The organism is Nonomuraea sp. NPDC049684 (assembly GCF_044465345.1).
Taxonomy (GTDB): domain Bacteria; phylum Actinomycetota; class Actinomycetes; order Streptosporangiales; family Streptosporangiaceae; genus Nonomuraea.
In genome coordinates, this window is the sequence record NZ_JBITLO010000019.1 from 164,195 (window position 1) to 190,361 (window position 26,167).

Sequence of the window (26,167 nt, forward strand, 5' to 3'; positions counted from 1 at the left end):
GACCGGCGGCCGGGGTCAGGGGCGCTGCCCGCGCTGGACGGCCCGCAGGTCCAGCCAGCCGATCAGCTTGACGTCCTCGCCGTCCAGGACCTCGCGGACGTCGGGGTCGGTGAACAGGGCGAGCTCCCAGCCGCGCTTGGCCGCCCCCGGCATGATGGCGCGCAGCTCGTCGGTGTCCTCGAAGGGATGGATGTAGATCTCCGTCACGCCCGGCCGCAGCGAGCGCAGCAGCCCGATCATGTCCTTCTTGAGCGAGTCGTAGTCCTCGCCCTCGGCCTGGTGGAAGGGCAGCGACCACAGGTGGTCGAGGATGACCACCCCGGCCTCGTCGGCCATCGCGGCCAGGGCCCGGGCCACGGGCTCCAGCTCCTCCGGCGCGCCGGTGCCGGCCAGCGAGCGGGGCAGGCGGAAGGGCAGGCCGAACTCGGCGCACACCGGCAGGACGACGTCCAGGAAGTGGCGGCCGGTGGCCAGGCCGTACAGGCTGCCCATGTGGTTGTCGGCGTGCGAGGGGTCCAGGCCGAGCGCGACGGCCTTGCGGATCTGGTTGACGATCTCGACGCGGACCTCGCCGGGGTCGGCGGACCGCTCGAAGGAGGCGCAGTCGCGGAAGAAGTAGCCGGCCTCGTCCACCAGCGTGGGGACGGGCCGGTCGCGGGTGACCGGCCCCCAGCGGTAGCCCTCCCACTCGCTGGTCAGCGTCAGGTGCACCCCGACGTCGAAGCCCGCGGCCTGCGCGGCGGCCTGCGGCGCCCACGGGCAGGGCGTCATCACCGTGGCCGAGCTGATCGCCCCCGCCCGCAGGAGGGAGGTGACGCCGAGGTTGGCCGACCGGCTCATGCCGTAGTCGTCGGCGTTGACGATGAGCAGCCGGTCGTCGGGGGCGTGGCCGAGCCGGGAGGCGAGCGTCATCAGCGAACCCTTCGTAGGTGGCGGCCGGTGGACGACCCCGCGCGACCGATCGTGCAGCACCGCGCCGACCTTCGTCAATCACCGTCCGGCGATCAGAGCCCGAAGGACGTGAGGTCGAGCGCGGCCAGCCGGTCGGGGTCGGCCAGGATGTCGATCGCGGCGATCCGGCCGTCGCTGACGGTGAAGCTCATGACCGAGTACAGCCTGCCTTCGACGGTGTTGACCAGCCCCGCCAGGCCGTTGACGAGCGCCGGGCGGGCGACCACCCCGATCGAACGGCGGAAGGCGGCGGCCTGCCCGGCCACCTCCGCGGCGCCGCGGACGACCCTCATGCCGCCGGTGAGCAGGCCGCCGTCGGCGCGCAGCACCACGTCCGGATCGAGGACGGCCAGCAGCGCGTCGAAGTCGCCCTCGCGGGCCGCGGCCAGGAACGCCTCCACCACCCGGCGCTGACCGGCGAGGTCGGGATCGGGGGCCGGGGCCGCGCCGCGCACCCGCTGACGCGCCCGGCTGGCCAGCTTCTTGGCCGTCGCCGGCGTGCGCTCCACGATGGGCGCGATCTGCTCGAACGGCAGGCCGAACAGGTCGTGCAGCACGAACGCCAGCCGCTCGGCCGGCGACAGCGACTCCAGCACGACCAGCAGCGCCAGGCCCACCGAGTCGGCCAGCAGCGCCTCCTGCTCGGGGCCCGCGGCCGGGTCGGCGGCCTCGGCGCGTCCGACCACCGGGTCCGGCAGCCGCGCCTCCAGCGGCTCCTCCCGCAGGGCCTTGCGGGCGCGCAGGAGGTCCAGGCAGACCCGGCTCACCACGGTGGTCAGCCAGGCGCCCAGGTTGGCGATGTCGCCCGAGTCCGAGCGCGCCAGCCGCAGCCACGCCTCCTGGACCGCGTCCTCGGCCTCGGTCAGCGAGCCGAGCATGCGGTAGGCGACCGCCTTCAGCCGGGGACGATGCCCCTCGAACCGGTCGGCCAGCAGGTCATGGGCAGTCATGGCGATATTTCCTCTCAAGGGTGACATGCTCATTCTGCTGACGCACCGGACCGGACAAAGGTGACCGCGGCCCCGGACAAAGGTGATCGCGGCCCGGACAAAGGTGATCACGGCCCGGACCCTTGCCGGGCGCGCGCGTCCGCGAGACGGTGGCCGGATGCGTGACATCCCCGGCCCTCCTCCCGCGGCGGACGGCGGGCTGAGCGCCATCGCGGCCGCCGGCGGCCTGCACACCTACCAGCTACGGCTGCACGAGCGGTACGGCCCGCTGGTGCGCTTCCAGCTCCCCGGCGCGCCGGCCGCGATCTCGGTGGCCGACCCCGTGCTGCTGGAGGCCACGGCCGCGATCGACGAACGCCCCGGCAAGCTGTTCGAGTTCCTGGACCCCCTCTGCGAGGCCGGCAACCTGCAGACGCTGCCCGCCGACGAGCACGGCCCCTTCCGCCGGGTGCTGCTGTCGGTGCTCGCCGGCCGCCGCTCGCACGAGGCGCACTTCGCCGGCTTCGTCACCCTGGCCACCGAGCTGGCCGACCGCTGGGAGCGCCGCGCCGCCGACGGCCCGGTGGCGCTCCAGCAGGACCTGAGCGAGCTGTCCCTGCGCATGATCGCCCAGTACGCCCTGGGCGGCGGCCTGGCCGACCCGGCGCGGGTGGTGAGCGCGTTCGAGACCGTGCTGACCGTCCACCTCGGCCGCCTGTACGAGCGCGACGACGACCTCGCGCGCGCCGACCGGGCGCTGGCCCACCTGCGCGAGGTCGTGGACGGCGTGCTGGCCCGCGGCGGCAGCGAGCTGGTCACCGCCCTGGCACGGGCGGACATGTCGCCCGCCCGGATCAGGGACACCGTGCTCATGATCATGCTCGCCGCCCACCACACCACCGGCGTGGCCGTCTCCTGGACCCTGCACCTGCTCGCCCGCCACCCCGGTCCGGCCGCGCGCGTGGCCGCCGAGCTGGACGACGTGCTGGGCGGGCGCGCCGCCCCCGGCTACGCCGACCTGCGGCGCCTGCCGTACCTGGAGATGGCGCTCAAGGAGTCGATGCGGCTCTACCCGCCCGGCCCGTACGGCGCCCGCGAGACCACCGAGGACCTCACCCTGGACGGCCACCACGTCCCGGCGGGCACCACGATCTTCTACCCCTTCTGGGCCGTGCACCTCGACCCCCGCCACTGGCCGGACCCGCACGCCTTCCGGCCCGCCCGCTTCACCCCCGAGGAGCAGGCCGCCCGCCACCGCTACGCCTACCTGCCCTTCGGCCTCGGGCCGCGCGGCTGCGAGGGCGCGAGCCTGGCCATGGTGGAGGCCGAGCTGGTGCTCGCCGTGCTGCTCAGGAGGTTCGCCTTCGAGCCGGTCGAGGACCATCCGGTGACGCCCGTCGAACGGTTCGTGCTGTGGGCCGAGCACGACATCCGGATGCGGCTGACCCGCCGTCCCGGCTGAGCCGCCGTCCTCGCCGGACGGGTGTGGCGGGGCTTGCCTCGGCGTGCCCGCTGGCATATGAGTGATGCACGCTCGTTCGGACGCCACCGGCATGCACGGGGAGAGTCGATGAACATCCGCGGGAAGGCGACGGCCGCTGTGACGGCCGGCGTCCTGGTCACGATCACCACCCTCGCCGCGGGCGGCCCGCCCGCCTCGGCCAGGACCACGGCCCCGGGGGTGACGCACGAGGAGAACCCCCGGGTCCCCGCGGGCGCCGCGTGGACGGAGGCGTACTTCCCCTCCTCCGACGGCAGCGGCGTCGAGCTGCACGCCGACGTGCTGCGCCCGGCGCACCTGCCGGCCGGCGCGCGGACGCCGGTGATCGTCTCGGTCGGCCCCTACTTCGCCCACGCCGGGCAGACCGGCCCGGAGGGATGGGACCAGGTCGGGCCGTCGGCGCGCTTCCGCGACTTCGTCGACGGCGCCGGGCTGATGGGCCGCGGCTACACCTTCGTGATGGTCGACCTGCGCGGCTTCGGCGGCAGCACCGGCTGCCTCGACTGGGTCGGGCCGGGCGAGCAGGCCGACGTGCGGGCCGCCGTCGAGTGGTCGGCGGCCCAGCCCTGGTCGACCGGCAAGGTCGGCATGTACGGCAAGTCGTACGACGCGGCCACCGGCCTGGTCGGCAACAACCTCAGGCTGCCGAGCCTGAAGGCGGTCGTCGCCCAGGAACCGGTCTGGAACATGTACAACTACCTGTTCAGCAACAAGGTGCCGCGGCCCAACGTCACGGGCACGCCGGAGGCGTACAACTCGATCGCGACGATGGCGCCGATGGCCGGCGACAGCGACCGGTACAAGGCGAACGCCCAGTACGAGGCCGCCCACCCCGCCTGCCTGTCCGACAACATCACCAACAACAACAATCCCGACCTGCGCTCGGCGTACTGGCGGGCGCGCAACCTGGCCGACCGGGCGGCCGGCACCGGCACGCCGCTGCTGGTCACCCAGGGCTTCATCGAGCCCAACACCAAGCCCGAGGACATGGAGGTCTACCTGGACAACCACCGCGGGCGCGAACGCGGCTGGCTCGGCCAGTGGGAGCACGTGCGCGGCAACGACACCGACGCCCAGGGCCGGCTGCTGCAGGGGCGGGCCGGCTGGTTCGACGAGGTGATGCGCTTCTACGACCAGTACCTGCGCGGCGTGCGGCCCTCGGTGAGCGACCCGGCGTACGCGATCGAGGACAGCCTCGGCGGGTGGCGCGCCCAGCCGGCCTGGCCGGTGGTCACCACGTCGTACGAGGCCCGGCTGTCGAGCGGGGCGTACCTGGACGACGGCGGCGGCGCCGCGGCGACGGCCACCACCGCCCCCTCCGGCCGCTGGGACATGGAGCACGCGCCGCCGCTCGAACCGCTCTCCACCGCCGAGAAGAGCTCGGCCAGGCAGAGCGCGGCCGCCCCGGGCAGCTTCTGGACCTGGTCCACGCCCGCCGCCGAGCGGCTCAGGCTCACCGGCACGCCGCGGATCAGGCTCGACGCGAGCACGAACGGCAACGTCATGGTCCGCCTGTGGGACGTCGCCCCCGACGGCAGGGCGACCATGTTCGACGAGAACGTGGCGTTGCTGGAGCGCCGCGGCCCGATCGCGTTCGACCTGAAGTCGGCTGACTGGACCTTCGAGCCGGGCCACCGGCTGGGCGTGCAGATCGGCACCATCGAGTCCAACGGCTGGCTGGACGTGCCGTCGGGCAACACGATCAAGGTCTCCGGCGCGCGGCTGAGCCTGGACCTGCTGTCCACCCGGCACGACGTGCCCACCCAGGGCGACCGGTCGCCGTACCTGGACCGGTACCTCGCGGCCTACACCACCACCCTCGGCGGCGTCGGCCCCGGCACCTTCCCGCTGCGGCTGTCCCGCCGCTGACCGCCCGACCCGGCCCGTCCCCCACGCCCGATCCGGAGCACCCGGAGACGGGCCGGGAGACGGGCCGGGAACGTCAGGGCGCCTCGCCGCGGGCGCGCAGGAACCCGGCCATCGCCTCGGCGCCGAGGGCGATCGCGCGCTCGTCGGGCACGAAGTCCGGGTCGTGCGGCACGCCCCGCTCGCCCACGCCGAAGAAGAACATCGCGCCCGGCGCCCGCTCCAGGAACAGCCCGAAATCCTCCCCGTTGAACGGATAGGACGCGTGCAGCAGCAGGGCGTCCAGGTGCCGCGCGCCGGCCCGCGCGTGCTCCGGCGAGTTGACCGACGACGGGTGATGGGCGAGGAACCGCAGGCGCGACCCGGCCTCGGCGCGCAGCGACGAGCGGATGCCGGCATACCGGCTGTCCGGCCAGGCCCGGACCCACCCCTGCACGGCGTCCGGCTCGCGGTGGACCTGGGCGTACACGAAGGACGTCAGGGGGCCGCCGGGGAGTTGCAGGTCGGCCTCCAGCCGGGCCATCTCCTCCGGGGTGGCCGGCGGCGTCACCGTGGACAGGCCCTCCACCAGCGCCTCGAACCGCCTGGCCTCCTCCGGCGACAGGCCCTCGATGCGGAAGACGTCCTGGCCGGGGTGCCCGAACCCCGGGGCCACCGCGAACCTGCCGGTGGGCAGGGGCGCGCAGTGCAGGGCGTACACCTCGCGCGGCGGGACCGGGTCCATGGCCCCGTCGGCGATCATGGCGCGGGCGCCCTCGCAGGTCTCCTCGGCGGGCTGGAAGAAGAAGACCGTCCGGCCCCGGGGCCGCTCGCGGGCCAGGGCCCGCGCGACGCCCACGCCGATCGCGGTGTGCACGTCGTGCCCGCACAGGTGATCCGCGCCGCCGGGCACGGCGACCGCGGCTGATCATCCGGTGATTTGGGGTGACGCCGGTGTCAAGGCTGCATACTTCCCCGCATGATCTTCACGCAGACAGAGCTCGACTACCTGGCCGGACAGCGCCTCGGCCGGCTGGCCACCGTGTCCCCCTCCGGGGACGTGCAGAACAACCCCGTCGGCTTCTTCGTGGACGCCGCCACGGGCACGATCACCATCGGCGGGCACGCGATGGGCGCCTCCAGGAAGTTCCGGAACGTCCAGCGGGGCAGCACCGTCGCCCTCGTCGTGGACGACCTGGCCTCGGTCGATCCGTGGGTGGTGCGCGGCATCGAGATCCGGGGCACGGCGGCGGCCCTGGCCGACCACGAGCCGCCGGTGCCGTACTTCTCGCGGGAGGTCATCGTGATCACCCCCGTCAGGATCGTGTCGTGGGGGATCGACGGCGGGCGGTCGTCGCGGACCGTCTGAGGACGCGGGCCGGCGCCGGTCGCTAGCGCGGCGGGCGCCAGCCGTGCGCGAGGAGGTCGAAGACCTGCTCGACGGCCCCGCGAAGGTCCTGCCGCCCGCGCGTGATCGCCGGCGTCTGCAGGACGAACCGGGCGAGCGCCTGGCAGGCGACGTCGTCGGGGGCCACGCCCGCGTCCTCGGCGATGGCCGCGCCGAGGGCGGCGGCGTGCCGGGTCCACATGCGTTCGTAGTACTCCAGCAGCGCCGGCGTGGACTCCACCAGCTCGGTGAACCCGGCCCGCAGCGGATGGGCGGCGACCGGCGGCCAGGACGCCAGCACGTGCCCGCGCAGCGCCTCGACGACGCTCTGCCCCTCCCGGCGCCCGCGCACCGCCGCGACCAGCTCCGCCTCCCGGTCGGCCTCCTCGTCGAAGACCAGCGCCTCCTTGCTCGGGAAGTGCTTGAACAGCGTGGTGGTGGACACGTCGGCCGCCTCGGCGACGTCCCTGACGCTCACCCGGTCGTAGCCGTGCTCCAGGAACAGGCGCAGGGCGGCGTCGGCGATGGCTCGGCGGGTGGCGGCCTTCTTGCGTTCGCGGCGGCCGGTGACGGGTGGCGTGTCCATGCCGTCCACCCTACCAAAAAGGTGGCATGAGTGAATTAGTTGACTGGTTGCACTTTTGCACTCGTTCTGCTTCTCTGGAACGGCGGCGCTCGCCGTACCCACCCCTGATCACGAACGAGAGGTCCAGCCATGCGCTCACCCGCACCCGCCACCGCGCGCATCCACGTCGTCGGAGCCGGTCCCGGCGGGCTCACCTGCGCCCGCGTCCTGCAACGGCACGGCATCCCGGTGACCGTCCACGACCGCGACGCCCACCCGCGCGCCCGCGACCAGGGCGGCACCCTCGACCTGCACGCCGACGGCGGGCAGGTCGCCCTGCGCGAGGCCGGCCTGCTCGACGACTTCCTCCGGCTGGCCCGTCCGGAAGGGCAGGAGATGCGGCTGCTCGACCCGTCCGGACGGCTCCTCGACCACCACGTCCCGGCCGAGGGCGAGCTCTTCAAGCCCGAGATCGACCGCGGGGTGCTGCGCGACCTGCTGCTCGGCTCGCTGGAGCCCGGGACCGTGCGGTGGGGCTCGGCCGTCGAGCAGGTCACCGGCCCGCCCGGCGGCCCGCGCCGGGTGCGCTTCCGCGACGGCACGTCCGTCGAGGCCGACCTGGTCATCGGGGCCGACGGCGCGTTCTCCCGGGTACGGCCGGCGGTCTCGGCCGCGGCGCCGCGCTACACCGGGGTCACCTTCCTGGAGGCGTGGTTCCACGACGTCGAGAACGCCCACCCCGGCCTGGCCGCGCTCGTCGGCCAGGGCGCCGCCACCGCGGCCGACGGCGACCGCGCCCTGTTCGCCCAGCGCAACGGCGGCGACCACATCCGCGTCTACGTCATCCAGCGCCTGCCCGCCGGCTGGATCGCCGCGAGCGGCCTGAGCGCCGGCGACACCGCCGGGATCCGCGCCCGGCTGCTCGACGCGTTCGCCGGCTGGTCGCCGGACCTGCTCCGGATGATCACCGGCAACGACGGGCCGTACGTCGATCGCCCGCTGTTCGCGCTGCCCGTGCCGCACGCGTGGCCGCGCTCGTCCAGCGTGACCCTGCTCGGCGACGCGGCCCACCTCATGCCGCCGCTCGGCGCCGGCGCCAACCTGGCCATGCTCGACGCCTGCGAGCTCGCCCTCGCGCTGGCCGGCTGCGCCACGGTGGCCGAGGCCGTGGCCGCGTACGAGAGCACGATGCTCCCGCGCTCGGCGGACGTCGCCCGCGCCCTTGAGCACGGCGCCGAGGCCCTGCTCGAACCGCACGAGAGCGGCGAGCTCGCCGCCCCCGCCCCGCCCCGCCGCTGACCCGGCCCTGCCGCCCGGACGCCTAACGCGTGGCCGCGGTCACGAACAGCGGCAGGGCGAGGAACAGCCGCCCGGCCCGCCCCCGCTCCCGCTGCTCGGCGAGCCAGCCCTCGGCCTCCGCCGCGTCGATCACCCCGGCCGCCCGCGCCTTCCCCGCCAGGTCGGCCAGGACGGGCACCATCGTCGCGTCGGTGACGACGCTGGTGTGCACCTCGACGGTGACGTCGGTGAAGCCGGCGTCCAGCAGCAGGTTGCGGGCGCGGCGGACGACGCGGGGCGACCTGACGAGGTCGGCGCGGGCGTGCACGATCCGGCGGGTGAGCGCGGCGTCGCCGGAGTCGATGACGAAGGTGTCCCAGTCCTGCCCGAGCAGCACGATCCGCCCGCCGGGCGCGAGCACCCGCCGCGCCTCGGCCACGGCGCGTGCCGGGTCGTCCAGGACGTGGTACACCTTCTCGGCCCGGTAGCCGCGCAGCTCGCCGTCGGCGAACGGCAGCGCGTACGCCTCCGCCACCCGGAACTCGGCGGCGGGCCACCGCCCGGCCGCCACGCCGATCATCCGCTCGTCGGGGTCGACGCCGATCGCCCGCGCGCCCAGCCCGGCCATCTCCGCCGCCGCGCGGCCGGATCCGCAGCCGACGTCGGCCACCGCCGCCCGCGGCGCGAGGCCGAGCAGCTCGTAGGAACGCGCCCGCAGCTCGGCCGCCCCCGGCAGGTGGTCCGCGAGGTCGAGCAGGGCGATGAGCGCGTCGGTCTCCTCGCCGGTACGGCCTGTCGTCTGGTTCTTGGTCATGGGCGCGATCCTGCGGCTTCAAGTGCGCTTGAAGTCAAGCCGCTGCCTGGGATCGGCGGTCCTGGGAAGAGCGGTCCGTTCCGCCGCCGGCGCGCGGAGGGCAGGGTGGGCTGCGGCCGCGCGAAGGGCCGGTCCGGACGAGGAGGATGATCGCGCGATGAAGGCTGTGCGGTTCCACGAGTACGGCGGGATCGACGTCCTGCGGGTGGAGGAGGTCGAGCGTCCGGCGCCGGGCCCCGGTCAGGTGCTGGTCGAGGTGCGGGCGGCCGGGATCCAGCCCGGCGAGACGATGATCCGCCAGGGGGCGCGGCACGGGCGGTGGCCGGCGACGTTCCCGTCCGGGCAGGGCAGCGATCTGGCGGGCGTGGTGGTGGCGGCCGGTCCGGAGGTGCGCGGGTTCGCGGTGGGCGACGAGGTGCTCGGCTTCACCCATCGCCGGGCGAGCCACGCCGAGTTCGTCGTGGCCGACGACGTGGCGCTGACCCTGCGGCCCGCGGGGCTGCCCTGGGAGGTGGCCGGGTCGCTGTACGTGGCCGGCACGACGGCGTACGCGACCGTGTTCGCGGTCGATCCTGGGCCGGGGGAGACGGTGGTGGTGTCCGGGGCGGCGGGCGGCGTCGGATCCGTCGCCGTCCAGCTCGCGCGGCGGCGGGGCGCGACGGTGATCGGGCTGGCGAGCCAGGCCAACCACGCCTGGCTGCGGGGGCACGGCGTCGTGCCGGTCGCGTACGGGGAGGGCGTGGCCGAGCGGATCCGGTCGGCCACCGGCGGGCAGGTGCACGCGTTCATCGACACCTACGGGGACGGCTACGTCGATCTGGCGGTCGAGCTCGGCGTGCGGCCCGAGCGGATCGACACGATCTGCGACTGGGCGGGCGCGGCCAGGGTCGGCGCGCGGACGTACGGGGAAGGGGCGGCCTCCTGCGCGGTCGTCGTCGGGGAGCTGGCCCGGCTCGCCGCGCGGGGGGAGCTGGAGGTGCCGATCGCCCGCGTCTACCCGCTGGAGCAGGTCCGGGACGCGTTCGGCGAGCTGGAACGGCGGCACGCCCACGGCAAGATCGTGCTCAGGCCGTAGCGGCGTCCCGCGGCCGGGTCGCGCGGACGTGGAACGGCGCGGGCGGCAGGTCGCCCTCGGCCTCCACCTGGAACCCCGCGGCCGGGATCAGCGTGCCGAGCAGGTGGTCGCCGACCTGGTGGCGGCGGCCGGGCGGGCGCAGGACGGACTCGACCTGCTGGTGGTGTGCGTGGTGGGGGCGTTCATGGGGCTGATGCGGGCCTGGCTGGACGGCGCCACCGCCGCCTCGCCCGCCGAGCTCGACGCCGCCTTCCGCGCGGCGGGGACCCCGGGCGTCCGGGCCGTCCTGGGCCCGTCCGCGGGGCGCGGCGCATAGGCTACGGTGGGAACGTTTGTGATCTACGGCCAGGAGACCGACATGGCAGGTGACGACGACATCTCCGGGTGAGACCGGAGGGTGATCGGCCCCGGCGGGCGCGCGTGAGCGCCGCCGACGTGGGCCTTCTCGTCGTTCCCCGAAACCCTGTCCCCTTCACCGGGCGGCTTCGGCGCGCCCGCGTCCTCCTCCGAGGTTCACATGCTCTCCAACCCCTGCCCGCCGGCCGGCGACGCGCTGCTGGCCCACGATCTCGTCCGGACGCTGGGCACGCGGCGCGTGCTCGACGGCCTCTCGCTCACCGCCGCCCCCGGCCGCCGGATCGGGCTCATCGGCGAGAACGGCGCGGGCAAGTCCACGCTGCTGCGCCTGCTGGCCGGCGTGGACGAGCCCGACTCCGGCACCGTCGTCCGGCCCGCCGACCTGGGCTTCCTGCACCAGGAGCTGCCGTTCGCGGCCGGGGACACGCTCGCCGACGTGCTCGACGACGCCCTGCGCGAGGCGCGCACGGACCTGGCCGAGCTCGACCGGCTCACCCGCGAGCTGGCCGGGTCGCCGGACGACGCCGCGCTGCTCGAAGCGTACGGGGCCCGGCTCGACCAGGCGCAGCAGCGCGAGTCCTGGGACGCCGACCGGCGGGCGGAGATCGTCCTCGACCGGCTGGGCCTGGGCGGCGTGCCGGGGACGCGGGCGCTCGGGTCGTTGTCCGGCGGGCAGCGCGGCCGGCTCGCCCTGGCGGCGCTGCTGATCAGGCGGCCCGCCGCGCTCCTGCTCGACGAGCCCACCAACCACCTCGACGACGACGCCGCCGTCTTCGTGGAGGAGGAACTGCGCGGCATGACCGGCGTGGTCGTCGTGGCCAGCCACGACCGGGCCTTCCTCGACGCGGTCTGCACGGACCTGCTCGACCTCGACCCCGCCGTGGACGGCCCCGTCCGGTACGGCGGCGGCTACAGCGCGTACCTGACCGGCAAACGCGCCGAGCGCGCACGCTGGGAGCGCCGGCACGCGGCCGAGCAGGAGGAACTGGACGAGCTGCGCCGCGCCGTCGCGGTGACCGCGCGGCGGGTGGCGCAGGACGGGTTGCGCCGCGACAACGAGAAGATGGGCTACGGGCACCGGGCCGGGCGGGTGCAGCAGCAGATCTCCCGGCGGGTGCGCGAGGCCGCGCGCCGGCTCGCCGAGCTGGAACGCGACCAGGTCCCCGCCCCGCCGCCCCCGCTGCGCCTGCGCCCCCGCCTCACCGCCACCCTCCCTGCCCCCGCAGGTCCGGAGGAACACCACGGCGACGCGGCCGGCCCGGATAGCGGGCCGTTGCTGTCGGCGCGGGATCTCCGGGTGGCGGGACGGCTCGCGCTCGACCGGCTCGACCTGCGGGAGGGGGACCGGCTGCTGGTCACCGGCCCGAACGGCGCGGGCAAGTCCACCCTTCTCGCGGTCCTGTCCGGCGACCTGGAGCCGGCCGGGCCGGTACGGCGGCGGCCGGGGCTGACCGCCGGCCTGCTGACCCAGGACACGACGTTCGAGCACCCCGGCCGCACGGTGCGGGAGACCTACGAGCAGGCCCTCGGGCCGGAGCGCGCCGAGGCCGTGCCGCTGCGCTCGCTCGGCCTGATCCGCGCCCGCGACGCGAACCTGCGGGTGGGGGAGCTGTCCGCCGGCCAGCGCCGCCGGCTCGCGCTGGCGCTGCTGATCGCCGACCCGCCCGACGTGCTGCTGCTCGACGAGCCCACCAACCACCTGTCGCCGGGCCTGGCCGACGAGCTGGAGGCCGCCATGGCCGCGGACGGCCCCGGCGCGGTCGTGGTGGCCAGTCACGACCGCTGGCTGCGCGCCCGCTGGCGGGGCCGCCGCCTGCACCTGCCGGGGAAGGGCTGACGTACGTCCCGTAGTACCTGGGAGCTACGCGGGAAGTGAGCTCCGCAGCGGGAGGCGCGCGGGCGGGGGCGGTCCGTAGCGTCGGGGGAACCGTCCCCCCGTCGGAAGGGTTCCCATGGGCAACCGCGGCAGCCGCCTCCTGCTCGCCACGCTCGTCGCCGCCTCGGTGGCGGGCCCGGCGGCGTGCGTGTCGGGGGAGGTGCCGGCGCCCGTCCCCGGGGTCGCGCCGCCGTCCGGGCTCGCCGGGCGGTACGCCGCCGGGCGCGCGACGATCCTGGCGGCCGGGCGCGACGCCGTCCGGCACGGCCACCGGCGGCGGGCCGCCGCGCTGCGCGAGATGGCCGATCCCGCCCGCCGGTTCCTGTCCTTCGACGGCCGCGACGCCGGCCGGGCCGTCGAGGTGTTCGGCGACCTGGCCACCGCCGCCCGGATCGCCGTGCTGGTCCCGGGCGCGGGCATCACCCTCGACAAGTACGGCCCGCTGCGCGGCGGCTCGATGCGCCTGCGGAACGCGCTGGGCGACCGGTCGGCCGTGATCGCCTGGCTCGGGTACGCCACCCCGAGCAGCGTGAGCCTCCAGGCGCTGACCCTCGGCCGCGCCGACCGGGCCGCCCCCGCCCTGCGCGCCTTCCTGGACGAGCTGCGCGCCCTGCGGCCCGGCGCGCGCGTCTCGCTGTTGTGCCACTCCTACGGCTCGGCGGTGTGCGGCCGGGCCGCGCCGGGCCTGGACGTGGCCGCCCTCGTCCTGTTCGGCAGCCCAGGGGCGGGCGTGGCCGACGCCGCGGCGCTGCGCACCCGGACGCCGGTGTGGGCCGGGCGCACGGCCGGGGACTGGGTCGGCCGGCTGCCGCACGTGTCCGTCGAGCTGCCGTCCGGCACCCTGGGCCTGGGCGGGGACCCGGTCGCGCCCGGGTTCGGGGCGCGGGTGTTCGACGCGGGCGGCGGCGGCCACAGCGACTACCTGGCGGCCGGATCTACGGCGCTGGCGAACCTCGCGCGGATCGTGACCGGCTCACCCGTAAGCTGGACCAAGGGTGCAAGCCAGGACAGAACGAACGTGGGCGAGGGCGGATGAGCAGGCTGCGCAAGGCCCTCGCCACGCTGGGCGCGGACCTGGGGACCATGGCCCCCGACCCCCTGCCCCGCATGGGCGGCCCGCGCGCCCTGTCCCGGCTCCCGCACGTCGCCGTCGCCCTGTACGCGCTGGCCATGGGCCTGTACCCGGGCGGGGATGGCATCGACCCGACCGTCCCGCTGCTGGCCATGGCCATGGCGGCGGCCATGGTGCTGGCGATGTGGCGCCCGCTGGCCGCCTGGTGGGCGACGATCGTCCTCATCGTCGCCGGGGCGCGGTCGGGCATGGTGTACGTCTCGGAGCACCTGAGCTTCCCCTGGACCGTGCACCCCGAGACGTACGCGCGGCTGCCCTTCCCGCACACCGACCCGACCGCCTTCCCGTGGACGGGCTCGGGCGTCGCCCTGCAGGCCGGGGTGCTGTTCCTGCTGGCGCTGCGGGTACGCCCCGGCGTCGCCGTCAAGGCGCTGGCGATCACCACGCTGACCGTGGCGGCCGTCGTGGTGCTCATGCCGGAGGCCAACGGGGCGGCAGTGATCGCCCTGCCGGTCGACGCGGTCGCGGTCGCCGTCGGGGCCGGGGTGCGCCAGCTCAGGACGACCCGTACCCGGCTGGAGGCCCAGGAGGAGCTGACGGCCGAGGAACGGGCCCGCCGCACGCTGCTGGAGGAGCGCAGCAGGATCGCCCGCGAGCTGCACGACGTCGTCGCCCACCACATGTCGGTGATCTCCATCCAGGCCCAGGTCGCGCCGCACCTGGTGGACGACCCGCCGCAGGAGCTGAGGGAGAACCTGGCCGGCATCCGGGAGAACGCCGTCGGGGCGCTGACCGAGCTGCGCCGGGTCCTGGGCGTGCTGCGAGCCCACGACCAGCCGGCCGACGCGCCGCAGCCCACGCTCGACCGGCTGGAGGAGCTGCTGGCCAACGTGCGCGGCGCGGGCGTCACGCTCACCGCCGAGATCGCCGGGCAGGCGCGCCCGCTGTCGCCGGGCGTGGAGCTGTCGGCGTACCGGATCGTGCAGGAGGCGCTCAGCAACGCCATGCGGCACGCCCCCGGCGCGGCGGTGGCGGTCCGGCTGACGTACCGGCCCGGCGCCCTGGCGATCCGGGTCGTCAACGAGCCGCCCGCCAGGCCGGCGCCGCCCGTGCCCGGCGCCGGGCACGGGCTGCCCGGCATGCGCGAGCGCGCCGCCATGCTGGGCGGCGACCTCGTCGCCGGGCCCACGCCGGACGGCGGCTACGAGGTCAGCGTGTTCCTGCCGGTCGACTCGCAGAAAGGCGTCCAGGCCACCTCATGACGAGCATCCGCGTGCTCATCGCCGACGACCAGGTCATGGTCCGGCAGGGCTTCACCGTGCTGCTCGACGCCGAGCCCGGCATCGAGGTCGTGGGCCAGGCGGTCAACGGGCTCGACGCCGTCGCCAAGGTCGCCGAGCTGGACCCCGACGTCGTCCTCATGGACGTGCGCATGCCCGAGCTCGGCGGCATCGAGGCCACCCGCCGGATCGCCGCCCGTCCGGACGCGTCGGCGAAGGTGCTCGTCCTGACCACGTTCGACCTCGACGACTACGTCTACGAGGCGCTGCGCGCCGGGGCGTCCGGCTTCCTGCTGAAGGACGCCTCGGCGGCCGAGCTGGCCCACGCGGTGCGGGTGGTGGCGACCGGCGACGCGCTGCTGGCCCCGAACGTCACCAAGCGCCTGATCGCCGAGTTCGCCCGGGTGAGCCGCGCGCCGCGGGCGCCGCTGAAGGAGCGCGTGGGCGACCTGACCGAGCGCGAGACCGAGGTGCTGGCGCTGATCGCGCAGGGCCTGTCGAACGCCGAGATCGCCGAGCGCCTGGTGATCGCCGAGCAGACGGTCAAGACCCACGTGAGCCGGATCCTGGTCAAGCTCGGGCTGCGCGACCGCACCCAGGCGGCGGTCTTCGCCTACGAGACGGGCCTGGTCCGGCCCTCGGGCTACTGACCTTCAGGCGGCGACCAGCCGGACGATCTCGCGCGGCTCGGGCCTCGCGCTCGTCGAAGGCCACGTCGACGTCGGCGGAGCCGAGCGCGGCCGGCGACGCGGCGAACGCCTCGGCCACCTTGTGCACCCGCCGGACGAACTCCTGAGGGCCGCCCTCCCGGCCGCCCCCCGCCGTACGGACATGACAGGACATCGCCGGGTAATGGAGGCGTCACGACGGGTGCCGCGGGGCCGCCGGCTGGACATGACATCAGCCGGCGACCGGACGGCACACGAGGTGCCCCGGGCGATGAGGGAGGTCGTCATGAAGGTTGTCGTGATCGGCGGGACCGGCCTGATCGGGTCGAAGCTCGTGCGCAGGCTGGCCGGGCAGGGGCACGAGGCGGTCGCCGCGTCCCCGAGGACCGGCGTCGACACCCTCACGGGGGAGGGGCTGGCCGAGGCCCTGGAGGGGGCGCGGGTCGTGGTGGACGTCTCCAACTCGCCGTCGTTCGAGCCGAGCGCGGTGCTGGAGTTCTTCGAGACCTCCACCCGCAACCTGCTGGCCGCCGGGGCGGCGGCGGGCGTCGGCCACCACGTCGCGCTGTCGGTCGTGGGCACCGAGCGCATGCCCGACAACGGCTACTTCGCCGCGAAGATCGCCCAGGAGCGGCTGATCGAGAAGTCGGGCCTGCCGTACTCGCTGGTGCACGCGACGCAGTTCTTCGAGTTCGTGCGGGGCATCGCCGACGAGTCGGCCGCCGGCGGCGCGGTGCGCATCGCGCCGGTGCTGTTCCGGCCCGTGGCGGGCGACGACGTCGCGGCGGCGCTCGCCCGGGTCGCGCTCGGGGCGCCCCTGAACGGCCGGACCGAGGTCGCCGGCCCCGAGCAGTTCCGGATGGACGAGTTCTTCCGCGACGCCCTGGCCGGCCTCGGCGACCCGCGCGAGGTGGTCACCGACGAGCACGCCCGCTACTTCGGCAGCGAGCTGACCGAGCGCTCGCTGGTGCCCGACGACGGCGCCGCGCTGGGCCGGACCACGTACCGGGACTGGGCGGCCGGCGAGTAGGACGCCGTCAGAACCAGGCGGCCAGGGCCTCCTCCAGCGCGGCGTCCGGCGCGTCGCCCGCCCAGGCGACGACACCGTCCGGCCGGACCAGCAGGCCGCCGAAGTCGCGGGCGTCCACCGGCTTGGCGGCCAGCACCGGCACCCGCGGGTCGGCCGCCAGACCGGCCCCGAGGTCCAGCAGCAGCCCGCGCCCCTCGTGCAGGTGGTCGCCGACCCGGGTGCCGTCGGCCAGCTCCAGGTCGGGGACGCTCCGGCCGACCAGCGGGTGGTCGCCGGGCAGCTCGTAGCGGTGCCAGACGCCGGAGAGCCGCTTGACGAAGTACGTGGTGCCCGCGGTGGTGCCGATCAGGTCGGACACGACGGCCCGCAGCGCCCGGGAGTGGGCCTCGGGCCGCATGAGCTGCACCTGGGCGCGGGTCCAGTCGAGCACCCACGCGCCGATGGGGTGGCGCTCGGCGGTGTAGCTGTCCAGCAGCGCCTCGGGCGAGCGCCCCCGGACGACGGCGGCCAGCTTCCAGCCCAGGTTGACGGCGTCGCCGATGCCCAGGTTGAGCCCCTGGCCGCCGAAGGGCGAGTGGACGTGCGCCGCGTCCCCGGCCAGCAGGACCCGGCCGAGCCGGTAGGTGGTGGCCTGGCGGGCGTTGTCGGTGAAGCGGGTGGCCGTCCTGACGCCGGTGACGGTGACGTCCACGCCGGAGACGGCCCGCAGGCTGGCCTGCAGCTCCTCGGCGGTGACCGGCGTGGTGCGGTCCTCGGGCGGGCCGTCGAACTCCACGGTGAGGATGCGGCCGGGGGTCGGGCCGTTGGCGTAGGTGCCGGTGTCGGTGTGCGTCCAGCCGGTGCCGAGCTCCTCGGCGCCCTCCATCGTCACGACGGCCTGATGGCCGGTGATCTGCGGGGGAGTGCCGGGGAAGTCGAAGCCGGCCAGGCGGCGCACGGTGCTGCGGCCGCCGTCGCAGCCCACCAGCCACCCGCAGCGGAACTCCCGCCCGCCCGCCCGCACGACGACCCCGTCGGCGGAGTGCTCGAAGCCGGTCAGCTCCACGCCGCGCAGCACGTCCGCGCCGAGCTCGGCGGCCCGCTCGCCGAGCACCCGCTCGATGTCCTGCTGCCGGATGCCGCTGAGGCGGGCGGCCGGCCCGCGGTCGGCGAAGTCGGGGTCGCTCTGGTCCACCAGGTCGGTCAGCAGCCACAGCCCGGCGAAGTGCCCGGCGAAGGCCGACACCTTGGGCTGCCCGGCCGCCGCCGCGCCGCCCCGCTGGGCCATGAACGCCTGGATGGCCTTCATGGTCTCGGCCTGGGCCTCCTCCAGCACCGGGAGCAGCCCGCGCCGGTAGAGGGCCTCGGCGGTGGGCGTGTTGATCGAGCCGGCCTTGACCGTCTGGTCGATGTCGGTCAGCCGCTCCAGCACCGCCACGCGCACGTCGTGCAGCCGCAGCTCGCAGGCGAGCATCAGGCCGACGGGGCCGCCACCAGAAATGATCACGTCGTAGTCCATGGCCAAAACTATACCCGACTAAATTTTAAGTGCGATACACTTTTTTCGTGAATGAGACTCCATCGCTCCGCGAACGCAAGAAGGCCGAGACCCGCAGGCGCATCTCCGACCACGGCTCGATGTTGTTCTACGAACGCGGCTTCGACGAGGTGACCATCGGCGAGATCGCCGAGGCGGCGGACGTCTCCAAGGTGACGGTGTTCAACTACTTCCCGCGCAAGGAGGACATCTTCTTCGACCGCGTCCCCGAGCTGGTCGAGCTGGTCACCGGCACCGTCAGAGGCCGCCGGGCGGGCGAGCCGGTGCTGTCCGCGCTGCGGGACATGCTCGTCCGGCACGCGCGCGAGGGCCACCCGCTCGGCGGGGTCGACGACCGGTTCGTGCACTTCTTCCGGGTGGTGGCCGGCTCCGCGGCGCTGCGGGCGCGCGCCAGGGAGATCGCCGACGAGCTGGAGGCCGTGCTCGCCGCCCTGATCGAGGAGTCCGGCGAGGAGCTGCCCGGCCGGTTGACCGCGGCGCTGATCGTCGGCGCATTCCGCTCGGCCTTCCTGGCCACCGCGGCCCGGCAACTGGCCGGGGAACGCGCCGCCGACGTGCTCGCCGACCACGTCGCGGCCGTCGATCTGGCGTTCGACGTGCTGGCGCGGGGGCTGGCCCGTCCCTGAACCCGTCCGCGCGGCAGGGCGGGCCCACCGGTCAGGATCGGAGAAGCGCCCGCCCCGCGACCCGCGTTAACGTGAGGCCGTACCCTCGTAGCCGGCCGGATGCGGCCGGGCGACGCCTGCGGGGCCCGCGCGAAAGATGGAGAGACGATGAGCACGCACACGCCGCCCGAGCGGCAGATCGCCGACAGCCACGATCTGATCCGCGTCCACGGCGCGCGCGAGAACAACCTCAAGGACATCAGCGTCGAGATCCCCAAGCGCCGGCTGACGGTGTTCACCGGCGTGTCCGGATCGGGCAAGAGCTCGCTGGTGTTCGCCACCATCGCCGCCGAGTCGCAGCGGCTGATCAACGAGACCTACAGCACGTTCGTCCAGGGGTTCATGCCGACGCTGGCCCGGCCCGAGGTCGACGTCCTGGAGGGCCTGACCACCGCGATCATCGTCGACCAGCAGCGGATGGGCGCCGACCCCCGCTCCACCGTCGGCACCGCCACCGACGCCAACGCCATGCTGCGCATCCTGTTCAGCCGGCTCGGCCGGCCGCACATCGGCTCGCCCAACGCCTACTCCTTCAACGTGCCCTCGGTCCGCGCGAGCGGCGCGATCACCGTCGAGCGCGGCTCCAGCAAGACGGTCCGGCAGAGCTTCACCCGCCTGGGCGGCATGTGCCCCAGGTGCGAGGGCCGCGGCACGGTCTCCGACATCGACCTCACCCAGCTCTACGACGACTCCAAGTCGCTGGCCGGCGGCGCCTTCACCATCCCCGGCTGGAAGTCCGACAGCTTCTGGACCGTGCGCGTCTACGCCGAGTCGGGGCTGCTCGACCCCCACAAGCCGATCCGCGACTTCACCGAGCAGGAGATGCGCGACTTCCTCCACCGGGAGCCGACCAAGGTCAAGGTCGAGGGCGTCAACCTCACCTACGAGGGCCTGATCCCGAAGATCCAGAAGACGTTCCTGTCGAAGGACAAGGAGGGCATGCAGCCGCACATCCGCGCCTTCGTCGAGCGGGCCGTCACCTTCACCACCTGCCCCGAGTGCGACGGCACCCGGCTCAGCCCGCAGGCCCGGTCCTCGAAGATCGACGGCGTCAGCATCGCCGACGCGTGCCGGATGCAGATCACCGACCTGGCCGAGTGGATCCGCGGCCTCGACCAGCCGTCCGTGGCGCCGCTGCTGGCCACGCTGGGCCGGACGCTCGACTCCTTCGTCGAGATCGGGCTCGGCTACCTCTCGCTCGACAGGCCGGCCGGCACGCTGTCGGGCGGCGAGGCGCAGCGCGTCAAGATGATCCGCCACCTCGGCTCCTCCCTCACCGACACCACCTACGTCTTCGACGAGCCCACCATCGGCCTGCACCCCCATGACATCCAGCGCATGAACGGCCTGCTGGTCAGGCTGCGCGACAAGGGCAACACCGTGCTCGTCGTCGAGCACAAGCCGGAGGCCATCGCCATCGCCGACCACGTCGTCGACCTCGGCCCCGGCGCCGGCACGGAGGGCGGCACCGTCTGCTTCGAGGGCACCGTCGAGGGGCTGCGGGCCAGCGGCACCGTCACCGGCCGCCACCTCGACGACCGGGCCCGGCTGAAGGACGAGGTGCGCAAGCCCACCGGCGCCCTGGAGATCCGCGGGGCGAACAAGCACAACCTGCGCGACGTCGACGTCGACATCCCGCTCGGGGTGCTGGTCGTCGTCACCGGCGTGGCCGGCTCCGGCAAGAGCTCGCTCGTGCACGGGTCCGTCCCGGCCGGCGCGGGCGTGGTGTCGATCGACCAGAGCCCCATCCGCGGCTCGCGGCGGAGCAACCCGGCGACCTACACCGGCCTGCTCGACCCGATCCGCAAGGCGTTCGCCAAGGCCAACGGCGTCAAGCCGGCCCTGTTCAGCGCCAACTCCGAGGGCGCCTGCCCCAACTGCAACGGCGCCGGCGTCCTCTACACCGACCTCGGCGTGATGGCCGGCGTCGCCACCGTCTGCGACGAGTGCGAGGGCAGGCGCTTCCAGGCCGAGGTGCTGGAGTACCGGCTCGGCGGCCGGAACATCAGCGAGGTGCTGGCGATGCCGGTGACCGAGGCCGCGGAGTTCTTCGGCGCGGGCGAGGCGCGCACCCCGGCCGCGCACGCCGTCCTCGGCCGGCTCGCCGACGTCGGGCTCGGCTACCTCAGCCTCGGCCAGCCGCTCACCACGCTGTCCGGCGGCGAGCGGCAGCGGCTCAAGCTGGCCACCCAGATGGCCGAGAAGGGCGGCGACGTCTACGTGCTCGACGAGCCCACCACCGGCCTGCACCTCGCCGACGTCGAGCAGCTGCTCGGCCTGCTCGACCGGCTCGTCGACGGCGGCAAGTCGGTGATCGTCATCGAGCACCACCAGGCGGTCATGGCGCACGCCGACTGGATCGTCGACCTCGGCCCGGGAGCCGGTCACGACGGCGGCCGGGTCGTCTTCGAGGGCACCCCCGCCGACCTCGTCGCCGCCCGCTCCACCCTGACCGGCGAGCACCTGGCCGCCTACGTCGGCGCGACGTCCGCATGAGGCTGCTCGTCGTCGGCGGCAGCGGCTTCCTGGGCGCCGAGCTCGTCCGGCAGGGCGCGGCGGCCGGGCACGAGGTGACCGCGACCTGCCACACCCGTCCTGGCCAGGCGGCCGGCGTCGCGTGGGCGCCGCTCGACGTGCGCCGGCGCGCCGACGTCGAGGCGCTGGTCGCCGCGGTCCGGCCGGCGGCGGTCGTCAACGCCGCCTTCCGGCAGCGCGACTGGGCCACCACGGCCACCGGGGCGGCGAACGTCGCCCTGGCCGCCGCCGCGGCGGGCAGCCGCCTGGTGCACGTCTCCAGCGACACCGTCTTCTCCGGCGCGGCGGTCCGCTACGACGAGACGTGCCTGCCCGACCCGATCACCCCGTACGGCGCGGCCAAGGCGGCCGCCGAGACCGTCGTGGCCGCGGTCGCGCCGGACGCGGTGATCGCCAGGACGTCGCTGATCCTCGGCGACGGCGGCTCGTCGCACGAGGCGCTGGTGCACGCCCTGGCCACCGGCGCGACGCAGGGCGTGCTGTTCACCGACGACGTGCGATGCCCGGTGCACGTCGCCGACCTCGCCGCGGCCCTGCTGGAGCTGGCCGCCGCCGGCCCGCCGGGCGTCCGCCACGTCGCCGGGGCCGACGCGGTGAGCCGGTACGAGCTGGGCCTGCTCGTCGCCCGCCGCGACGGGCTCGACCCGGCCCGGCTCCCGGCGGGCCGGCGCGCGGACTCGGGCGTGCCCGGCCCGCTCGACGTGCGCCTCGACTGCGCCGCCACCCAGCGGCTGCTGCGGACCAGGCTGCGCGGCGCGCGCCGGTTCCTCGACCCGGCCCGCCCCTGACCCCGCCGCCTGAGAGCCTGCCGCAGGGTTCGCGTCAGGGACGCTGGTTGATGCGGATCAGGTTGCCCGCCGGGTCCCGCACGGCGCAGTCGCGCACCCCGTACGGCTGCTCGGCCGGCTCCTGGACGATCTCCGCGCCGTTCGCCGCCAGCCGGTCGAAGACGGCGTCGAGGTCGTCGGTCGACAGGTTGATGCCGGCGAAGGTGCCCTTGGCCATCATCTCGACGATGGTGCGGCGCTCGTCCTCGGTGATGCCGCAGCCGTCGGGGACCGGCGGCTGCAGCACGATCGACGTGCCGGGCTGGCCCGCGGGGCCGACCGTGATCCAGCGTTTCCCGTCGTAGCCGACGTCGGCGCGCACCTCGAAGCCGAGGGCGTCGCGGTAGAAGGCGAGGGAGGCGTCCGGGTCGTCGTGGGGGAGGTAGCTGGAGTGGATGGTGATGTCCATGCCGGTCACGCTAGTTCCGCCGACCCGGGCGACGCTTCTCGATTCCTGACCGCCGTCCGTCCGCGCTTCCGGCGGCCTCAGCTGTGGCCCGGCGCGGGCGTGCCGGCCCCCCGCTCCAGCGGCAGCACCGGGATGCGCAGCGTGGTCGTGCCGGTGGTCAGGCGGAAGGTGACGTCGATCGGCGTGGCCCCGAGCGGGCGGTCGATGTCGAGGATCTCCAGGTGCGGGCGGCTCTGCCCCTCCTGGAGCGAGACGGTCGAGCGGGCCGGGACGGTCACGTTGACCTCCTCCTGCGCCGCCCCCGGCCCCGCCCGGTAGACGACCTTCCTGGCGTGCACGGTGCTGACGCCGTCGAGCTTCTGCGGCTGGTCGCTCTCGTTGACCAGCGTCAGGTAGAGGCCGAGGTCGTCGCCCGCCTTCTGCTGGTCCATGGCCGGGGCCAGGATGTGGACGTGCAGCAGCCGCATCGCCCCCACCTGCCCGTCGACCAGCCCCTCCCGGGCCGTGCCCTGCGGAAGGGGCGACTCCCGCTGCCCCGGGTTGCAGGCCGGCAGCAGCGCCAGCACGCACAGGGCCGACAGGAAGGGCAGCAGCATCGCTCGCGGGCCCCGTGGTGATGTCCTCATGTTCGCGCCTTCGTGTGGTGTGAGGCCGGTGACGAGGCCACAGCGCGGGCCCGCTCGCACGGGCGCCGCCTGCGGGGGGTGACCGCAACCACGATGTACCCCCTTGACCGGGCCCCATGCCGGACGCGCCTACCCGCCGGAGTCGCGGTAGAAGCTCAGACCGGCGTGCTCGGGATCGGTGTAGACCTTCACCGTCCCGTCCGGGTACGCGGCGAACGGCAGGACGACGCCGTCCGGGCACGGGTGCAGGAACATCAGCGTCGGGCCCACGACGACGAACGAGCGGGCCTTCGGCGTGGCGTGCTCGGCGCCGTGCTCGGCCCGCCACCGGGCCACCCGGTCGGCCGCGCCCGGCTGCCTGGCGACGTCCTCCACCTTCCCGATCAGGTCCTCGATGGCGGCCTGGTCGAGGATCTCGACCTGCACCTGCTGCGGTTCCCCCATGCCGTTCTTCCTTGGCTCGTGTCCTGCCCGGCCCCCGCGACGGGGACACCGGCCGGCCGGCGAGCCCGCCGCCCCCGGGATGAGCGGCCTACCCTCTGCCCGGCACGGCGAAACGGCGCAGGTCAGCGCCCTGATCGCCGGGCCGGGCCGCCCCGGCGGAGCCGTCCGGGCCACTCCGGCGGAGCCGTCCGGGCCGCGAGGGGCGTCAGCGGCGGCGGCGGTGACGATAGACCTGGCCGCGGCCGGGCAGAGAAGGGGGTTTCTCAGGTTCAGGAGCCCCCATGTCTGGTGATCAGTTCACTCCCTCCGCCCCGCCGGGCGAACCCGGCGCGGCCGTCCGTGACGGCCGCGCCTCCGTCCCCCGTCCGGAGGCGACGGCGCTGCCCTTCGGCCGGCCCGGACGGCCGTTCGGCAGCACGCCCTTCGTCTTCGGGTTCACCGCCGCGCTCGGCGTGCTGACCGCCTGGATGCTGGTCCAGGCGCTCACCGCCAGCGCCTCGATGCTCCTGCTGATCGTCGTGTCGTTGTTCCTGGCCGTCGGCCTGGATCCGGCCGTGCGCTGGCTGGAGGAGCACGGCCTGCCGCGCTGGGCGGCGATCACCGCGGTGTTCACGGCGGTGATCGTGCTGTTCGCCGGGTTCGCCATGGCGGTCATCCCGGCGCTGTCGGAGCAGGCGGGACAGTTCGCCGAGCAGTTGCCCACCTACATCCAGCAGTTGCAGAACAACCCGCAGATCCGCGACCTGGACCAGCGCTACCAGCTCCTGGAGCGGCTGCAGACGTACCTGACCAGCGGCGACCTGGGCCGGCAGGTGTTCGGCGGGCTGCTCGGCATCGCCTCGATCGTGGTCAGCGCCGTGTTCTCCACGCTGACCGTGCTCATCCTCACCCTGTACTTCCTGGGCGCGCTGCGCTCCATCACGCGCACCGGCTACCGGCTGATCCCGCGCAGCCGCAGGGACCGGGCCCGGCTGCTCGGCGACGAGATCCTCAACCGGGTCGGCGGCTACGTGGCCGGCAACCTGATCATCTCGCTGATCGCGGGCGTGACCACGTTCGTCTTCCTGTCGATCGCGGGCGTGCCGTACGCGCTGGCCCTGTCGATCATCGTGGCCCTCACCGACCTCATCCCGCTCATCGGCGCGTTCATCGGCGCGGGCATCGCCACCCTGGTCGCGCTGTTCGCCTCGCTCCCGGTCGCCATCGCCACCCTGATCTTCTTCGTCGTCTACCAGCAGATCGAGAACTACCTGATCGCGCCCAAGGTGATGAAGTCGTCCGTGGACGTGCCGGCCGCCGCCACGATCGTGGCCGCCCTCATCGGCGGCGCCCTGCTCGGCGTGGTGGGCGCCCTGCTGGCCATCCCGGTCGCGGCCGCGATCCAGGTGATCGTCAACCACGTGGTGCTGCCGCGTCAGGAACGTCACTGAGGGCGCCGGGTGTGAGCGCCTGACCTCGGGGTATCTGGGGCGGACCCGACGCCCGGCATCCCTCGACCCCGCCGGGCGTCCCGACCCCAGGGAGGCCGTCCATGGACGCGATCGTGCTGCTCAAAGAGGACCACAAGACCGTGGAGAAGCTGTTCAAGGAGTTCGAGAAGGCGGGCCCGGACGCCCACAAGACCAAGCAGAAGATCGTCGCGCAGGTCATCGAGGAGCTGACCGCGCACACCTACATCGAGGAGAAGATCTTCTACCCGGCCGCCCGCTCGGGCACCCCCGACACCACCGACCACATCCTGGAGAGCGTCGAGGAGCACCACGTCGTCGTCTGGATGCTGTCGGAGCTGAAGGACCTCGACCCGGCCGACGAGCGCTACGACGCCAAGATGACGGTGCTCATGGAGAACGTCCGCCACCACGTCGAGGAGGAGGAGAAGGAGTGGTTCCCGCAGGTGCGCGAGTCCATGGGACGCAACCGGCTGCAGGAGCTGGGCGAGGAGATGGCCAAGGCCAAGGCCGAGGCCCCGCGTGACCCCCTGAAGATCCCCAGCGCCTCCTCCTAGCCACGGCGCGGGATGGAACGGCTTGGAACGCCCCAACGGGTGCAGGCCCACCCATCCCGACCCAGGGGGAGACCATGACGTACCTGAGAAGGAAGCTGTCGGCGGCGCTGGGCGCGGCGGTCCTGGCCGGCTCCGGGGCCGCCGTCCTGGCGGGCGCCGCCACGCCCGCCGCGGCCGCCACCACCGCCGCGACCACCGCTGCCACCACCGCTGCCACCACCGCTGCCACCACCGCCGCCACCAGCGCCGCCGCCCGGACGGGCACGCTGTTCGACGGCTTCGGCCGTGACCTCGCCGAGAACGTCGCGCTCGCCGCCGCCGAGTCCGACGCCCGCCGCAACGCGCTGGGCCACGGGTTCACGGACTGCGCCGTGTTCGAGTCGGTGGTCTCCCAGGACGCCCGCACCCACGTGTTCTTCGCCCTGGTCACCGTGAGTTGCGAGGACGCCGCGCAGTAGGGCGGAGCGGCAGGCGACGCGCCGGACAGCAAG

General features: G+C 74.6%; 26 protein-coding genes. 17 read left to right on the plus strand and 9 right to left on the minus strand.

Annotated elements, in window-relative coordinates; translation table 11 throughout:
* Positions 1–15: 15 nt before the first annotated feature.
* Both ACIBST_RS42105 and ACIBST_RS42110 read right to left on the minus strand, forming a co-directional pair.
* Positions 16–912 carry a polysaccharide deacetylase family protein gene (locus tag ACIBST_RS42105; protein ID WP_397179106.1) on the minus strand — a complete coding sequence of 299 codons (897 nt, stop codon included), beginning with the start codon at positions 910–912 and terminating at the stop codon, positions 16–18.
* Between the two features lie 92 nt (positions 913–1,004).
* Positions 1,005–1,901 carry a sigma-70 family RNA polymerase sigma factor gene (locus ACIBST_RS42110; protein WP_397179107.1) on the minus strand — a complete coding sequence of 299 codons (897 nt, stop codon included), beginning with the start codon at positions 1,899–1,901 and terminating at the stop codon, positions 1,005–1,007.
* A gap of 157 nt (positions 1,902–2,058) precedes the next feature.
* On the opposite strand from ACIBST_RS42110, the gene ACIBST_RS42115 reads away from it, so the two are divergent.
* Both ACIBST_RS42115 and ACIBST_RS42120 read left to right on the plus strand, forming a co-directional pair.
* The gene (locus tag ACIBST_RS42115; RefSeq protein ID WP_397179108.1) at positions 2,059–3,342 is read left to right on the plus strand and encodes a cytochrome P450; all 1,284 of its coding nucleotides are present in this window, start codon (positions 2,059–2,061) and stop codon (positions 3,340–3,342) included.
* 108 nt (positions 3,343–3,450) lie between these two features.
* Complete coding sequence (locus ACIBST_RS42120; RefSeq protein ID WP_397179109.1) at positions 3,451–5,250, plus strand: CocE/NonD family hydrolase; 1,800 nt, start codon at positions 3,451–3,453, stop codon at positions 5,248–5,250.
* A gap of 73 nt (positions 5,251–5,323) precedes the next feature.
* Here ACIBST_RS42120 and ACIBST_RS42125 read toward each other — a convergent pair whose 3' ends face one another.
* A complete protein-coding gene (locus ACIBST_RS42125; protein WP_397179110.1) occupies positions 5,324–6,139 on the minus strand; it encodes a M20/M25/M40 family metallo-hydrolase in 816 nt (271 codons plus the stop codon).
* A gap of 66 nt (positions 6,140–6,205) precedes the next feature.
* On the opposite strand from ACIBST_RS42125, the gene ACIBST_RS42130 reads away from it, so the two are divergent.
* Positions 6,206–6,595 (plus strand): PPOX class F420-dependent oxidoreductase, encoded by a 390-nt coding sequence (locus tag ACIBST_RS42130; RefSeq protein WP_397179111.1) that lies wholly within the window; start codon positions 6,206–6,208, stop codon positions 6,593–6,595.
* Positions 6,596–6,617: 22 nt separating this feature from the next.
* Here ACIBST_RS42130 and ACIBST_RS42135 read toward each other — a convergent pair whose 3' ends face one another.
* Entirely contained in the window at positions 6,618–7,199 is a 582-nt protein-coding gene (locus tag ACIBST_RS42135) for a TetR/AcrR family transcriptional regulator (protein WP_397179112.1), read from the minus strand.
* Positions 7,200–7,328: 129 nt separating this feature from the next.
* On the opposite strand from ACIBST_RS42135, the gene ACIBST_RS42140 reads away from it, so the two are divergent.
* Positions 7,329–8,477: an FAD-dependent oxidoreductase gene (locus ACIBST_RS42140; RefSeq protein WP_397179113.1), complete on the plus strand. Its 1,149-nt coding sequence runs from the start codon at positions 7,329–7,331 to the stop codon at positions 8,475–8,477.
* Positions 8,478–8,499: 22 nt separating this feature from the next.
* On the opposite strand, the gene ACIBST_RS42145 is transcribed toward ACIBST_RS42140, so the two are convergent.
* Positions 8,500–9,270 (minus strand): methyltransferase domain-containing protein, encoded by a 771-nt coding sequence (locus ACIBST_RS42145; RefSeq protein WP_397179114.1) that lies wholly within the window; start codon positions 9,268–9,270, stop codon positions 8,500–8,502.
* Positions 9,271–9,427: 157 nt separating this feature from the next.
* Between ACIBST_RS42145 and ACIBST_RS42150 the strand changes: the two genes are divergently transcribed.
* The 7 genes from ACIBST_RS42150 (at position 9,428) to ACIBST_RS42180 (ending at position 16,628) form a co-directional block, all read left to right on the plus strand.
* Positions 9,428–10,345, plus strand: coding sequence for an NADP-dependent oxidoreductase (locus tag ACIBST_RS42150; protein ID WP_397179115.1), 918 nt, complete (start codon positions 9,428–9,430; stop codon positions 10,343–10,345).
* A gap of 28 nt (positions 10,346–10,373) precedes the next feature.
* A complete protein-coding gene (locus ACIBST_RS42155) occupies positions 10,374–10,661 on the plus strand; it encodes a hypothetical protein (RefSeq protein ID WP_397179116.1) in 288 nt (95 codons plus the stop codon).
* 201 nt (positions 10,662–10,862) lie between these two features.
* Positions 10,863–12,539 carry an ABC-F family ATP-binding cassette domain-containing protein gene (locus tag ACIBST_RS42160; RefSeq protein WP_397179117.1) on the plus strand — a complete coding sequence of 559 codons (1,677 nt, stop codon included), beginning with the start codon at positions 10,863–10,865 and terminating at the stop codon, positions 12,537–12,539.
* A gap of 115 nt (positions 12,540–12,654) precedes the next feature.
* Positions 12,655–13,614 carry an alpha/beta hydrolase gene (locus ACIBST_RS42165; RefSeq protein WP_397179118.1) on the plus strand — a complete coding sequence of 320 codons (960 nt, stop codon included), beginning with the start codon at positions 12,655–12,657 and terminating at the stop codon, positions 13,612–13,614.
* Entirely contained in the window at positions 13,611–14,912 is a 1,302-nt protein-coding gene (locus tag ACIBST_RS42170) for a sensor histidine kinase (RefSeq protein ID WP_397179119.1), read from the plus strand. The genes ACIBST_RS42165 and ACIBST_RS42170 overlap by 4 nt, the downstream gene beginning before the upstream one ends.
* Complete coding sequence (locus ACIBST_RS42175; RefSeq protein ID WP_397179120.1) at positions 14,909–15,580, plus strand: response regulator; 672 nt, start codon at positions 14,909–14,911, stop codon at positions 15,578–15,580. Before ACIBST_RS42170 ends, ACIBST_RS42175 begins: the two co-directional genes overlap by 4 nt.
* Positions 15,581–15,884: 304 nt before the next feature.
* Positions 15,885–16,628, plus strand: coding sequence for an SDR family oxidoreductase (locus ACIBST_RS42180; protein ID WP_397179121.1), 744 nt, complete (start codon positions 15,885–15,887; stop codon positions 16,626–16,628).
* A gap of 7 nt (positions 16,629–16,635) precedes the next feature.
* Here the strand turns inward: ACIBST_RS42180 and ACIBST_RS42185 are convergent, their stop codons facing one another.
* A complete protein-coding gene (locus ACIBST_RS42185; protein WP_397179122.1) occupies positions 16,636–18,126 on the minus strand; it encodes an FAD-dependent oxidoreductase in 1,491 nt (496 codons plus the stop codon).
* 47 nt (positions 18,127–18,173) lie between these two features.
* Between ACIBST_RS42185 and ACIBST_RS42190 the strand changes: the two genes are divergently transcribed.
* From ACIBST_RS42190 to ACIBST_RS42200, 3 genes are all read left to right on the plus strand, one after another.
* Entirely contained in the window at positions 18,174–18,791 is a 618-nt protein-coding gene (locus ACIBST_RS42190; RefSeq protein WP_397179123.1) for a TetR/AcrR family transcriptional regulator, read from the plus strand.
* A 147-nt stretch (positions 18,792–18,938) separates the two neighbouring features.
* On the plus strand, positions 18,939–21,326 hold the full coding sequence (locus ACIBST_RS42195) for an ATP-binding cassette domain-containing protein (protein ID WP_397179124.1): 2,388 nt from the start codon (positions 18,939–18,941) through the stop codon (positions 21,324–21,326).
* On the plus strand, positions 21,323–22,153 hold the full coding sequence (locus ACIBST_RS42200; RefSeq protein WP_397179125.1) for a sugar nucleotide-binding protein: 831 nt from the start codon (positions 21,323–21,325) through the stop codon (positions 22,151–22,153). Before ACIBST_RS42195 ends, ACIBST_RS42200 begins: the two co-directional genes overlap by 4 nt.
* 34 nt (positions 22,154–22,187) lie before the next feature.
* On the opposite strand, the gene ACIBST_RS42205 is transcribed toward ACIBST_RS42200, so the two are convergent.
* The 3 genes from ACIBST_RS42205 to ACIBST_RS42215 all read right to left on the minus strand — a co-directional run bounded on the left by ACIBST_RS42205 (position 22,188) and on the right by ACIBST_RS42215 (position 23,671).
* Positions 22,188–22,601 carry a VOC family protein gene (locus tag ACIBST_RS42205; RefSeq protein WP_397179126.1) on the minus strand — a complete coding sequence of 138 codons (414 nt, stop codon included), beginning with the start codon at positions 22,599–22,601 and terminating at the stop codon, positions 22,188–22,190.
* Positions 22,602–22,678: 77 nt separating this feature from the next.
* The gene (locus tag ACIBST_RS42210) at positions 22,679–23,227 is read right to left on the minus strand and encodes a copper chaperone PCu(A)C (protein WP_397179127.1); all 549 of its coding nucleotides are present in this window, start codon (positions 23,225–23,227) and stop codon (positions 22,679–22,681) included.
* Positions 23,228–23,356: 129 nt separating this feature from the next.
* Positions 23,357–23,671, minus strand: a complete 315-nt coding sequence (locus ACIBST_RS42215; RefSeq protein WP_397179128.1) for a hypothetical protein — start codon at positions 23,669–23,671, stop codon at positions 23,357–23,359.
* A gap of 281 nt (positions 23,672–23,952) precedes the next feature.
* Here ACIBST_RS42215 and ACIBST_RS42220 point away from each other — a divergent pair, with 281 nt between their 5' ends.
* The 3 genes from ACIBST_RS42220 (at position 23,953) to ACIBST_RS42230 (ending at position 26,134) form a co-directional block, all read left to right on the plus strand.
* A complete protein-coding gene (locus ACIBST_RS42220) occupies positions 23,953–25,101 on the plus strand; it encodes an AI-2E family transporter (protein ID WP_397179129.1) in 1,149 nt (382 codons plus the stop codon).
* 101 nt (positions 25,102–25,202) lie between these two features.
* On the plus strand, positions 25,203–25,676 hold the full coding sequence (locus tag ACIBST_RS42225; RefSeq protein WP_397179130.1) for a hemerythrin domain-containing protein: 474 nt from the start codon (positions 25,203–25,205) through the stop codon (positions 25,674–25,676).
* A 74-nt stretch (positions 25,677–25,750) separates the two neighbouring features.
* Complete coding sequence (locus ACIBST_RS42230; RefSeq protein ID WP_397179131.1) at positions 25,751–26,134, plus strand: hypothetical protein; 384 nt, start codon at positions 25,751–25,753, stop codon at positions 26,132–26,134.
* The last annotated feature ends 33 nt before the right edge of the window (positions 26,135–26,167 follow it).